The sequence below is a fragment of the Desulfobulbaceae bacterium genome, from assembly GCA_013792005.1.
Lineage (GTDB): Bacteria > Desulfobacterota > Desulfobulbia > Desulfobulbales > VMSU01 > VMSU01.
On sequence record VMSU01000093.1, the window covers coordinates 25,473 to 38,880 of the forward strand.

The 13,408-nt window shown below is 48.9% G+C and carries 12 protein-coding genes; 2 read left to right on the plus strand and 10 right to left on the minus strand.

Translation table 11 applies throughout. From position 1 onward, the window contains the following. Window positions 1-139 precede the first annotated feature (139 nt). Window positions 140-3,154, plus strand: coding sequence for a DEAD/DEAH box helicase (locus tag FP815_05170; GenBank protein ID MBA3014327.1), 3,015 nt, complete (start codon window positions 140-142; stop codon window positions 3,152-3,154). A 457-nt stretch (window positions 3,155-3,611) separates the two neighbouring features. Then, complete coding sequence (locus FP815_05175; protein MBA3014328.1) at window positions 3,612-5,882, plus strand: mechanosensitive ion channel; 2,271 nt, start codon at window positions 3,612-3,614, stop codon at window positions 5,880-5,882. A gap of 198 nt (window positions 5,883-6,080) precedes the next feature. On the opposite strand, the gene FP815_05180 is transcribed toward FP815_05175, so the two are convergent. The 10 genes from FP815_05180 to FP815_05225 all read right to left on the minus strand — a co-directional run. Further along, window positions 6,081-6,482 carry a DUF1499 domain-containing protein gene (locus FP815_05180; protein ID MBA3014329.1) on the minus strand — a complete coding sequence of 134 codons (402 nt, stop codon included), beginning with the start codon at window positions 6,480-6,482 and terminating at the stop codon, window positions 6,081-6,083. 28 nt (window positions 6,483-6,510) lie between these two features. Continuing rightward, window positions 6,511-6,882: a lactoylglutathione lyase gene (locus tag FP815_05185; protein MBA3014330.1), complete on the minus strand. Its 372-nt coding sequence runs from the start codon at window positions 6,880-6,882 to the stop codon at window positions 6,511-6,513. A gap of 52 nt (window positions 6,883-6,934) precedes the next feature. Continuing rightward, window positions 6,935-7,423 (minus strand): hypothetical protein, encoded by a 489-nt coding sequence (locus FP815_05190; protein ID MBA3014331.1) that lies wholly within the window; start codon window positions 7,421-7,423, stop codon window positions 6,935-6,937. Between the two features lie 18 nt (window positions 7,424-7,441). Beyond that, the gene (topA, locus tag FP815_05195; GenBank protein MBA3014332.1) at window positions 7,442-9,250 is read right to left on the minus strand and encodes a type I DNA topoisomerase; all 1,809 of its coding nucleotides are present in this window, start codon (window positions 9,248-9,250) and stop codon (window positions 7,442-7,444) included. Between the two features lie 39 nt (window positions 9,251-9,289). Beyond that, window positions 9,290-9,979 (minus strand): DUF2293 domain-containing protein, encoded by a 690-nt coding sequence (locus FP815_05200; GenBank protein MBA3014333.1) that lies wholly within the window; start codon window positions 9,977-9,979, stop codon window positions 9,290-9,292. A 217-nt stretch (window positions 9,980-10,196) separates the two neighbouring features. Beyond that, window positions 10,197-10,733, minus strand: a complete 537-nt coding sequence (locus FP815_05205; protein MBA3014334.1) for an N-acetyltransferase — start codon at window positions 10,731-10,733, stop codon at window positions 10,197-10,199. Between the two features lie 181 nt (window positions 10,734-10,914). After that, window positions 10,915-11,484, minus strand: coding sequence for a hypothetical protein (locus tag FP815_05210; GenBank protein ID MBA3014335.1), 570 nt, complete (start codon window positions 11,482-11,484; stop codon window positions 10,915-10,917). After that, a complete protein-coding gene (locus FP815_05215; protein ID MBA3014336.1) occupies window positions 11,481-12,467 on the minus strand; it encodes a UPF0365 family protein in 987 nt (328 codons plus the stop codon). The genes FP815_05210 and FP815_05215 overlap by 4 nt, the downstream gene beginning before the upstream one ends. Window positions 12,468-12,574: 107 nt before the next feature. Further along, complete coding sequence (locus FP815_05220) at window positions 12,575-13,066, minus strand: serine protease (GenBank protein ID MBA3014337.1); 492 nt, start codon at window positions 13,064-13,066, stop codon at window positions 12,575-12,577. Beyond that, a partial coding sequence (locus FP815_05225; GenBank protein ID MBA3014338.1) for a serine protease occupies window positions 13,063-13,408 on the minus strand: 346 nt, incomplete at its 5' end. The genes FP815_05225 and FP815_05220, both read right to left, overlap by 4 nt.

Below are 13,408 nucleotides of genomic sequence, written 5' to 3' on the forward strand. Positions count from 1 at the left end.
AAAAAGCCTCTGTTTTGGATAAGGGTTCTTTTGAAAGGGTACCCCCTCTATCATAGAGGCTTTTATGTTTTAAGTAATCGTTTTTATTATTTATTAATGAATCCTTTCAACACCATTTATAACTTTGTAAAATATCCCCATGTCAACCTTTCCCATCGAACATCGTCTGCTATTGAAACCATGGTTTGCCAACCAGACCCTGCAGCAAGCAGAGATCGAAATGGCCAAGGCCCAAGCGCCTGAGATAATCGTTTACCGTCACTCAGCCGCAGCTATCTTTGCCGACGAGCAGGGGTGGTGTCTGATCAAATTTCAAGTGGCCCCTCAGTTGAGCCAAGGATTTCGACCCGTCGCTGCAGTCTGCTCACGATGCAATCTTACCCGTCAGAATGGCGATCTTTGCTCCCATCTTGCCACCTTGTGCTCACAGGTCATGGTGGCAGTATCAGAACAGATTCTCCCTCTCCCTTTGACCTTCGGCTCGAGCCGTTGGGCGGCAATTGCCAGGTTTCTCAATCAACACGACGAGAGGCTCAGTATTTCCACCCGCCCGAATCATCTGCATCTGACTAACAACTCCCTGACGATGCGAGGTATGCTGGCTAATGATGATCTGGAACTAGCCAGACGTCTTTTTCCGGAAAAGGGCTGGTCCGTACCAATCGAGGTCAGAAATGAGCACGATTCAATTCTCCAGCAAACATGGCGACGTCTCCATCAACTAGAACGGACAGATTCTGAGATATCCCTTAATCAGTGTGGCACAACAAGCCAAGGTCAGCGTCTGGCAAGAAGCCTGTGGACCTTTTTGTGTCAGACCTTTTGCCGCTTAGCCACATCCCCCACTTGGCGGCTGGAGCGAGACCACGAGGGAGAGTTTTCCTTGTTTGCCGATTCTCCTTCGCATCAGGAAATCTTTAAGATAACTCCATCCCGTGAACTCCTCCTCGACTTCCTGCAGCAGATCAATCTCTTTGACCTGATCACCAAGACCGCTCCGGCAAGGGCATACTCAAAAATATTCTTTTCTCCAGAGTCTGGTGACTTAATCATCGAACCTTGGCTGGAGCTTGCCGACGGGTCCCGTCTTCGCCGCGAGTCAATTAAAAACACCCGCTTCGGCAGGAACTACTCACTGAACAACACGATATTTTTCACGGTAACTGAGCAAGGACATGATTTCAATGACCATGCCGACAGTGCCTTCCCGCTGTTTACTATCGCTCAACCACAAAACTACCAGACACTCGTTATTGCCGCCACCGATGTGCCGGATTTTGTCAAAAAACACCACACCTTCATGCTCCAGGGAGGCCATGACCTTGATCCGGCACTGCTCAATTTTTCACTAACCGACCTACCGGACACCCTTGAAATTGTCAATTATCGTGAGGATGGAAATTGGTGCTTGCTTGATGCCAGATATGGATTTGGATCCAACCGGATTGAACTTACAGAAATCATTCGCTTACGACGAGAAGGGGCCAGACATATCGCTGGCCGTGACACCTGGCTCCAGATTGACTATACCCCTTTAAGCTGGATGTATGGACTGGGACCGGAACGGCTCGAGTCTGTCGGCAAACGGACAGTTATTCGGTTAACCAAGCGAGAGATGATGGCAATAACCGCTCTGGTGCCAGAGATCATCTATCCAGAGAGAGAAGATTTCCGCGCCATTATTCGCCGGCGTATAACATCTGAGATACCCGACACCCTGCTTGATGCAGAGATACCACCGCACCTTCGAACCTATCAACGTCAAGGACTGGCCTGGCTTCACCACTTGCAAGATAATGGAGTAGGCGGAGTGCTCGCCGATGACATGGGCCTGGGAAAGACCCATCAAGCACTGGCCCTGCTGGCACTGTTGGCAAAAGAGAAAGGATTCCGGACATTGGTAATCTGTCCCGCCTCGGTTTTACCCCATTGGCAGGACAAGGCCGCTACCTTCTACAGCGACTTGAACCTGAAGGTATATTACGGAGCCACCCGATCAGAGAGTGAACTTGACAGCCCGGCCATTCTCTTGACTACCTACGGCCTGATGCGCCAAGATATTGAGCTGATCAAAAACAAACATTTTCAGGTGGTAATCTTTGACGAAATCCAAAATCTGAAAAATAAACAAACTGCAACCCACCAAGCCGCCAAGCAGATACGAGCCGAAGTAGCTTATGGTTTGACCGGAACCCCGATAGAGAACTCCCTCACCGATCTGAAGGCCATCTGTGACCTGTGCGTACCCGGCCTGCTCGGTTCAGATGCCTCATTTCAGTCGATTTATGCCGACCCTATTACCTCAGGCAGCAACACCCATCGAATTGACTCGCTCAAACGCATGGTCGGCCCTTTTATGCTCCGGCGAGTCAAGGAACAGGTGCTTACCGAACTCCCAGAGGTGATCGAAGATATCCGCACCTGTGAACTGAGCGATGACCAGATTGCCCTCTACCGCCGTGTCATTGACAACGACGGTCACGATCTGCTCTCCTCGCTAGAAAATTCCCCCACACCAGTGATTCCTTATATGAAATTTCTGGCTGTGGTCCAGGAACTCAAGCAGATATGCAATCACCCCTGTCAAATTTTGGGAAACACTGACTACCAGAACTATCGCAGCGGCAAATGGGATCTCTTTGTTGAGATATTACACGAATGCCTGGACGCAAGTCTGAAAGTAGTTGTCTTTAGCCAATACACCAAAATGCTCAATATTGTGGAAGCTTATCTAAAATCAGAAGATATCCCCTACGCCGGGATTCGAGGGAATATGGCGCTAAAGACGCGCCGCAAGATGATCGACCAATTCAACAACGATCAGACAACAAGAATCTTTTGTGCCAGTCTGCTAGCCGGGGGGACCGGCATTGATCTAACCTCGGCTCAGGTCGTTATTCACTACGACCGATGGTGGAACGCAGCCCGTGAAGAACAGGCTACCGCCAGGGTACACCGTATGGGACAAAAACATGTAGTGCAGGTATTCAAGTTCATCAGCCAGGGAACTATGGAAGAGAAAATCCACCGCCTGATAAATCGCAAAAAAGATTTGGTAGACGATGTTATTCAGACAGACGACGAATCGTTTGTCAAGCGACTTACCAAGGAAGATTTACGGGAACTCCTTCGTTGGGAGCAAACAAGTATCTAACCAAAACCTGGTAATATCGCAAAAAATTTACGGGGTGACCAACCAGTGAAGCGAACTCAGTAAAGTTATGAGGCAAAGGCAGATCTACCGAGCACTTACGAATCTTTCCCCTTGACAACCAGCGACTATCCCTCTTAACATTAAGACCTGAATACTACCAAATCGTATCCAAATTCGAGGCTCTTTTCGTCAAGTCATTAACCGCTTTACACTCGTCCTTCATTCAACATCACCATCGCACCAGCCGTCAGCACCAAGGACGACCGGCGCATCTTTCAATAGGCTTTTCACCTCTCAGTTCATGTCCTTCACAGAGAACACTCACTTTGGTGAAATCAGTCCTGTTCCAGTTTTCCTGAGCGGAGTCGAATGGTACAGAAGAAAAATGAGAGAAGCCTTGCTAAGGCTACCCCAAAATAGCTGAGAATAGTTTAAAGCCATGAAATAAGTTAACCCCATGAAAATTATGAGTAAATTTATGTGTGCCAATAAAAAAAGTATCTTACTGTTGTTCTTAATGAGCTGCGCATTATTCTTAGCCCCTGTTCGCGGAGTAATCGCACAGGAAAAAGTTGCTAGCACTATCGAGCAACCAACAGAGATCGAATCAGTCATCAAAATCCTGGAAAGTTCCGTTGCCCGCGAAGAACTGGTCCGTCAGCTTAAGATAATGGCTCAGGCTCAACAGCAGACAGAACCAGAAAGTCAGATAAAAACCGCTGCCAGCCAGGCCTTGCAGGATATATCCCGACGACTGAACATAATGTCTGAGTCAGTCATGGCCTTGGCTGGCAGCATCAATCAGATCCCCCAAATAAGCTCCTGGTTCAAAGCCGAACTCACCGATCCACAATCCCGACAGCTGTGGACACAGACTCTCATCAACCTTACCTTGACCCTCGGACTAGGTTACCTGGCTTTTTACCTTTTCCACTGGGGACTCAATAAATTTCGTCGTTCAGTTACCGAAAAACCTATAGAAAATTGTCTATTTCGGGCAGTTAGACTTCTTTGGATTTTCTTTATTGATTGTTTGCCGATTCTTGCCTTTGCCATAGCCTCTTACCTCACCATCGGCATTGTCGGGTCGCATCAAGAAAAAACCAGGCTGGTGGCGCTTGCTTGGATCAATGCCTTTATTATCGCCCAGGGAATACAGACCCTCTGTAATATACTCTTTTCCCCCTCATCTCCCAACCTCCGTTGTTCTGATCTTTCCGATGAAACCGCTAATTACCTCGTGATCTGGAGTAAAAGGCTCTCCTTTACCGCTGTTTACGGTTATTTTACACTACAAGCCGCCTTATTTCTGGGACTGCCACCGCTTTCATACGATATCTTATCGCGGCTCTTGGGACTCCTGGTGACTGTGCTGATAGTCATCTTGATCATGCAAAACCGCGAGAGGGTATCAAGTCATTTTCAACAATGGTCGACCGCAGGAATAAGCCCCAAGGATGAAATCCCCTCAAAACCCCATGGTATCCGCAACCGACTGGCTCAGAGTTGGCATTTGCTAACGATAGTATATATCGTTCTTCTATACGGAGTTTGGGCGCTTCAAATTGAGGGAGGATTTTTCTACTTGATGCGGGCCACCATCTTGACCATGGTGGCCCTGTTTATTACCCAAATAATTATTCGTTTACTGTATGCCGTTTTTACCCGTGGTTTCCAGATAAGTGAAGAGCTAAAAATCCGTTTTCCAGACCTTGAAAAACGCGCTAACCGCTACACCAACACTCTGCACCGTACATTAAATTTCATGGCCTACAGCCTCGGGTTAATGTCGATCCTTCAGGCTTGGGGAATCAACACCTTCAGTTGGCTGATCAGTTCACCCGGAAAGGCTCTTAGCGGGACCATCATAGCGGTTTCCGGTATCCTGCTGGTTGCTCTTCTAATCTGGGAAATCACCAATAGCCTGATTGAGAGTTATTTGAACCGCACGAACGAGTCTGGAATAGAACAAACCAGCGCCCGAACCCGAACATTGCTTGCCGTGGCCCGCAAGGCCCTCACTATCACATTAACGGTGGTTGCCACCTTAATGGTCCTCTCTGAACTGGGGGTCGATATTGCTCCACTACTTGCTGGCGCCGGAGTACTCGGCTTAGCAATTGGCTTCGGCGCCCAGAAACTGGTTCAAGATGTCATAACCGGAGTTTTCATCCTCCTGGAAGATCAGATCGCCGTTGGCGACGTAATCAATGTCGGCGACAAGGGAGGCCTGGTTGAAGCGGTCTCAATCCGCACAGTACGCCTGCGCGACCTGTCTGGCACCGTACATACCATCCCCTTCAGCTCCATCAATATTGTCAGCAACTTAACTAAGGATTTCTCGTTCTACGTCATGAATGTCGGAGTCGCCTACCGGGAAAATGTCGACGAGGTCATGCAGGCGCTGCAGGATATCGGCGCCGAACTGCAAAAAGATGAGGAATATGGACAGCAGATTCTCGAACCTTTGGAGGTGCTAGGTGTTGACGCCTTTGCTGATTCAGCCGTAGTGATCAAGGCCCGGATCAAGACCGCTCCGATCAAACAATGGTGGGTCGGCCGAGAATTCAACCGGCGGATGAAACAACGGTTCGATGAACTCGGTATCGAAATTCCATTCCCCCACACGACCATCTATTTCGGCGAAAACAAGGGAGGCGGGGCAGCGCCAGCGATAGTGCAGGTTGAGTCCAAATCCCGAATCGAGTCCGTGACAGATGACACCTGACAATCTCGCAAAAAGTCCGGGGATGGCTAAACAAAAGGTGCGACATACAAGGCGCGGGGTGTGTTTTGTGAATGAGGCCATACATCTGGTATGCCGAACGAGCAAAACCGCCACGCAACGCAGTAGATCGGACTTTTTGCGACGCCCTCACACCTAATCCAACTGAATAATGTTCATCACGAATAAGGGGAAGGGAGTTTAGATCCCGGCAAGGTTTTGATAATCTTGCCGAATCTCTTCCATCCTCCGACGATTCTTGCCCAGATCCCAATACCCCACCCTGGAGGCTGAGCGGATGTGGATCATCTTATTCACTCCATCCAACAAGAACAAGCCATCATCCACAAACCCCAGAGTGGTCTTGAATTCCACACCAATCATGATCTCAGTGGCAGATACAATAATCGTGTCCTTCCTCAGTCCAAGGATTGCCTTTGAGTTGTCGAATCCTGCTCGCGCCTCGCCTATCTGGGTAAATGGCTCAATAAAGTGGGAATCGACAGCTTGACTAGAAATACAATTCGGTGAAGAGGGACAGAGCGAAAGAATGAGATCCGAACCAGCGCGAACATCAGTATGATCCACCATCAACACTCCCATCGCACAGATCAACCAAAGAAAGCAAATCTTATTTTTTTTCAGGAACCACTTCAAGCCAATAGCCATCCGGATCTTTAATAAAGTATATTCCCATCGCTTTATTTTCATAACAGATACACTCCATCTCTGTATGTTTTTGATAGGCCGCATCAAAATCATCAACCGCAAAGGCCAAATGCAAATCATTATCGCCATGGGTGTATGCTTCCTTCCGGTCTCGATACCACGTAAATTCAATTTGATAGGTGTTCGACTCGTCAGAAACATAGACCAGCGTAAACTCCCCTTCCGGATGGGCATAGGTGCGGACCTGTTGTAAGCCGAGGGCCTCTTGATAAAAGGCCAAACTTCGTTCGAGATTTAAGACATTAATGTTGGTGTGGGCCATTTTGAATTTCATTTTTCACCTCACAACTGGGTAAAGATGCTTTTATTGAGATAAAGGAAAGTAATCACGGGCCACAGCATTTCTTAAACTTTTTTCCACTGCCGCAAGGACAAGGGTTGTTTCTTCCAGCTTTCGGTCCCGCTCTTTCCGCCAAAAGCCCGCCGCTCTTAATGTCACCATCGACATAGAACCAGTGCCCCTCTTCCTTGACAAAACGACTGACTTCATGAAGCTGAAATATATTCTGCTGAGAGAGAAAAGTTGCTTTGAACTCGACAACACCTTCGTTATCAGCCTCTAATCCTTTGACAATGCGGACAATATGAAGACCTTGCCACTCAGGGATAGTAGCAGCATCAATATCTACGGGCCTGGTCGATGGATGCCATGATCTGAACAGGTAATCAACATCTCCAACCACATAAGCGGTGTAGCGTGACCGCATCAAAACTTCAGCGGTAGCAGCAATCCGATCCCCTATAAGGAGCGGTTCACAGCAAAGCGAATAGGGTACACCGGAATTACATGGGCAGATAGTAATGTTATTGATCATCGTAACGTGTAATATGGTTCAGCTATTTTTCTTGCCAACAAGACCCTCGATCCACAACGACAAGGCCCGACTGGTCTTTAAGGTCTCTTCCGGAATAGTAAGATTGTTTTTTGCTGCAAGATCGTTGGCGTACTTGAGTTGTCCTTCGCTCGGCCCACCACCTGCAACTCTCACTGGCGGCACGAAAAAACCCATCTTATTGTGAACACCTTTGCAGAAGCGCTGCCAGCTTTCCTTATTCTCGACAACCTGATCCAGAAATTTTTCCATCTTACTGGTCAGTTCGTAGTCGATCACCCAGGAGTGCTTTTGCCTGAGATAGTCAATGAGCGTTTCCCCCGGAGGCAAAGGGACCACCTTCCCCTTCTCCTCCTTCACATACCCCCGATCAGTAATGTTTTTGGTGATAGCGGCGTATGTCGATGGTCGGCCGATGTCAAGACGCTCCAACTCCTTGACCAGTGAGCCAAGGGTAAATCGCCCCGGTGGCTTGGTCTTTTTTTCTTCCAGGATCTCCTTGAGCTTCGGCACCAACTCGCCCACCGCGACCGGAGGAAGAAGCTGCAACTTATCATCATCCTTCTTTTTCTCTTTTTCCTCGTCAACCTCTGCATACACTTTCAAAAAGCCGTCAAATTTCAAAACCCGCCCAGAGGACCTGAACTTTTCCCCGGCCACCTCAAAAAACATGGTGGTGGAATCAAATAGTGCCGGTGCCATCTGGCTCGCCACCGCCCGCTTAAATATTAGCTCATACAACTTGGCATGGTCCGGGGTAAGACCCTCTCTCTTGATGATTGAGGCAATATCGACTGTCGAATGCATATGGGTGGGGCGGATGCCTTCGTGCGCTTCGGCCTGTGAATTTTTTGACTTATGCTGGTTAGGTTTAGCCGGAAGATAGTTGACGCCAAGCGCTTTCCCAAGGAACTCTCTAATCTCGGCAATGAAGGCATCATCCATGCGTACGGAATCGGTCCGGTGATACGTAGTGATTCCTTGATCGAACAGCCCTTGAGCAAGTTTCATGGTATGTTCAGGGGTAAATTTCAAGCGGACCGCGGCAGCTGCCTGTAAGTCGACAGTCGTAAACGGTGGTTTAGGCAACTGTTTGACCTCTTTCTTGTCTACTTTTGTGGCATGAGCATGGGATTCACCTCTAATAGAATCAACAACTGCCTCTGCATCTGCCAGTCGCTTAAATTTACCTTTGGCATGACGCGCCAAAAAGATCGCCCCTTCTTTATCAAGCTGAATATCGAGCATCCAGTAAAGTGATGGCGAGAAATCCCTGATCTCTCGTTCTCGGTCAACAATCAGGCGAACCGCAGGTGACTGCACCCGGCCAACACTATATTTACTACGGAGACTTTTACTGGCGATTGGGGAAAGGATATACCCCACCAGTCGGTCGCCAATCCTCCTTCCCAAAAAGGCATTATAAAGACCGGTGTTGGTCTGCTCGAACGGCACCGCCTTGGCTATAGCTTCGTTCAATCCTTTCTCAGTCACTTCAAAAATTTCCATGCGCAAACATTCTTTAGCAACTGACTTTACTTCTTCAAAGATATGACAACTGATGGCATAACCTTCCCTATCCGGGTCACCCGCCAGCATAACGATCTGCCCCTTAGCCGCTGCCCGCAGCTCATTGGGCAGATGCTTTTTTCTCTCGTGATAGACGAAAGTCGGCTCATAGGTCTTAAGATCAACTCCAATCTGAGCATCCGGAAGATCCTTAAAATGACCGACGGTAGACAGAGCTTTCAGCTTAAGGATCGACTGAATCTTTTTGGCCTTGGTTGGCGATTCAACAATGATAAGCATGATGAATTATTAAAACTGTAGTTGTAGAATGCAATCTTCTCATGCGATTAAACCTTTAGACCTCTCCAGGGCTTTTCGTAATGGGCAGTCAGGGGTGACGTCAAGACCACTCCGATAGTCCTGAAGCAACTCTACGGAACGACCTGCCAGCATCCTTCTGACTTCTCGTCTCTTGCCCTTTACCTTTGCAATCCGCATCGACTCATACGCTGTTGTCTGATGCCGCATCCAGGCAATCACAGCTTTTGCCGCCCGCTCTTCGACTGGAATCATAACTGTCCGCGCCACGGTTCCGCTGCCAACAGGAACTGCATGAATGGTAATCGCCTCGGCCATTAACTGTTCCAGCTCTTGATATCTAGGCGCAAAAGCAAGAAAGCGGCAGACCTCACCGCAGAATTCCTTTTCATACTCAACCTGTCTCCTGCCCCTGCGCTGGCGATCACTCTCTAATTTCTTCTGGTATCCCTCAGTGGAACGAACCGCTTCGACCTCTTGCCTAGCTACGGCAATAGTTTCGGCAGGTGCCCAAACCCCTTTAGAGATGGTGCGCCGTCCCATTTGAACCTGCACGCGCCAGAAGATGCCCTTAACGAGTACCTTCCTTGTAATGCCGGCATCGCCAGCAGGAAGAAATCCCCATCCAACCGGGGGAGTCAGTTTCTCACCAGCTGCTCCAATCAAACTTCCATTTACGCCTAATTTGACGATTCTATTACTTTGCTCCATAGACCTATCCGTTGCTTACTGAATTTACTCCATTACTGGTGGATCCTCGCTGTTTGGCGTGGACCGCTTAAAATACGCCTGATAGGGTGTGCATGGTTTCATCATGCGCACCGATTGGTGGACCATTCATGATCCGCGTGCGCAACAAGTTGCACACCCTTGGCTTGCTGAATTTACTCCATTACCGGTCAATAACTGATCAATAATAGAGGTGCAATTAGTGGCGGGATTTCTGACTTCGAGTCCCTTTCTTGGAAGATTTCCTGGCGGGAGGTGGTTGATGAGTAAATTCTGCTTCATAACCGATGGTGAACTGGTCTGTGGTCTTATTTCTGATACTCAAGAAATGGGCATTATCTTTATCAAAAGGACAGATCGGCATGCTACAAGGGGTAAAGCCGAACCTTTGATAAAATTGAGGGTTTCCTAAAACAAATATCGTACTGCTTTTTACTGGTTCCTGCGTCAAGGCATATCTGAGCAATTCAAAACCCACCCCTTGCTTTTGAAATTCTGGGTTTACAGCCATTGGCCCAAGGTGCAGGCCACACACTTCCTTCCCATGATATGCTTGAGAAAAACCAATATAAGCGATAACTCTATTGGTATGAATACAGACCCATTCATGAACCGACTTACCATGCTCGTGAAGTTTACTCACTAATTTAGCTTCATATTCACTGTCCGGAAATGACACCTGTAACAAAGCCAAGGCCTTGGCAAAATTTTCATCCGAAACTTTTCGTATTTTCATAATATTCCGTAACTACCTAGGTTGACGGTGGTCAGTTACCGGTTTACGGTTAAACAAATCGGCTAGCCATGATTCATCGTATGATACTTGATATTAGTGTGTCATCAGCTCTTGGTAGAATCACCCACCGTTAACTGTCAACCGCAAACCGATAACCTGAACAGTTAGGATCTTCCTAAATTTAATGTGATATATCCCGCAAGCCTACAGGAGAGGCAAGGACTTCCGACCAGGCGACAGCCCGTTGCAACTCCCGAAGAGGAATTCGAGCTAGGACCAAGGGCGTCCTATCCAGTATCGGTTCAACAGGTGGTGATGACACTACTTTCCGGGCAGGAAGGGGTATCTTCACCTTCTCTGGTGGCGAAGTATCAAAATCTACCATCACTGCAGTAGCCGAAAACGGCGGCGCCCCCTCTGACCAATCCGGCACCTCTCTCCAAACATCCTCTGACTCTGCAGGCAACGGTACAACTGGTGGTGAAGGTTGAGGGGCAGGCATGGGCGACATTTCCAACCCACCAAATACCATCTGCCACAAAACTTCAAGGGGGCTAACCTCCACCGCGCCGTTTGGCCCTTCAGGTACCCCCGATGCCCCGGAAGAACGTACTGTTTCTCGGCCATTAAGACGCTGAGATTTTTTTCTGCCCCTGCGAGACGAGACCCACCAAATCACAATAAACACCAGCAAGGGAAGAAAGTCTTCGACCCCTGCTCTCAGAGGCTCCACATCTACAACCGCGCTCATGTCTCTTTCTCCTGACGATTAGCGCCATCCGAACCACCAATCGCGCTACGCATCTCGGTATCGGCCATGATATTTTTCATCTTGTAATAGTCCATGACCCCAAGCTGGCCTTTCCTGAAAGCATCAGCCATAGCCAAGGGTATCTCAGCCTCGGCGGCGACCACCTTGGCCCGCATCTCGACCACTCGGGCCCGCATCTCCTGCTCGGCGGCAAATGCCATAGCCCGCCGTTCCTCAGCCTTGGCCTGAGCGATCTTCTTATCCGCTTCGGCCCGATCGGTCTCTAATTCAGCGCCGATATTTTTACCCACATCGACATCGGCAATATCAATGGAGAGAATTTCAAAGGCGGTACCAGCATCAAGCCCCTTGGCAAGCACGGTCTTCGAGATACTGTCCGGGTTTTCCAAGACTCGTTTATGTGAATCGGCCGAACCGATGGTTGTCACAATGCCCTCACCAACCCGAGCAAGAACAGTTTCCTCACCGGCCCCGCCCACCAGTCGATCGATATTAGCTCGAACCGTGACACGAGCAATGGCCTTGAGCTGAATCCCGTCCTTAGCCATAGCCGCCACCAACGGCGTTTCGATTACCTTGGGAATAACGCTCATCTGCACGGCTTCCAAAACATCACGTCCGGCCAGATCAATAGCCGCTGCTCGGTTGAAATCCAAGGCAATGTTGGCCTTGTCGGCCGCAATCAAGGCTTGGACCACCCTAAGAACCTTCCCTCCGGCCAAGAAATGGGATTCCAGGTCATTGGTCGTAATCTCGATACCGGCCTTTACCGCCATAATCTTGGACTCAACGATAAGCTTCGGCGGCACCTTCCTGAAACGCATGAAGATAATATTCAAAAGCCCAACCCGGCCTCCGGAAACCAGCGCCTGCACCCATAGCGAGATAGCCGAGCCGATAAAATAGACCAGGACAACAATGGCCACGACAAGAAACAACAAAATGATCTGGTTTAATTCCATACCCTTCCTCCTTTGTAAACTACCTAGGTTGATGTGGTTGAATTTCTCTCAAGGTGTCCCGAGAGTAAAAATTAAGTAACAACGTCAAATTAAATGAGGAAAAGACACTAATGCTCTCGCCCATCCCCTCTCTTTCGGACCACGATCTGGTTGGCAGTAACAGCCAGTACGATCAGATCCGTGCCCCTTTCAATATATTCACCGCGGGTCACCACATCGACCCGTTTATCCATAATCTGTGCCATTCCTGCTGGCCTGAGATCGGTAAGCGCTCGACCTTCCTGACCCAGATAGCGGTCAAGTTCCGAGGACTGAGAGGTCACCCCCTGCTTACTGGACAGTTCGGTGTGAAGGGTGACCGGGGAACGGGCCAACATCTTGATGCCAATAACAACCAACGTCGGAATCATAATTATATCGGCTGCCACAAATACGATACCGGCAACAGGGGATATCTCCTGAAACACCAGATAGAGAGAGTATCCGAAGATGCTGAGCGCTAACACAGTAAGCAATCCGGCTGAAGGCAGGATGATCTCCGCGATCACCACGGCCACCCCTACCAATTGCAAGATTATGGGAATGAGATAGGCTTTCATGGCGTGCTCCTGGCAACAATCACCCGGTTACCACTGATTTTGGTCACTATCACCGGAGTATCTTTCTCCAAAAAGTCTCCTTCGCTTATCGCATCAATAATATCATTGCCAATTTCGACCTTCCCGGAAGGCCGCAGAAAAGACACCACCGTGCCGATCTCACCGACTCGAACCCGTTTAGCCTCAACAGAATCTGCATGGGATGCGGCCAGATTGGTTCCGAGATAGGGTCCGTCGACAACACGCCCCAACTTCGGTAAAACAAAGCGCAGAAAGAGCAGGGTCAGACAAAAAGCTGCCACTATGGAACCAAGCATCTGGATAGTATTGGCAAGCAGAATC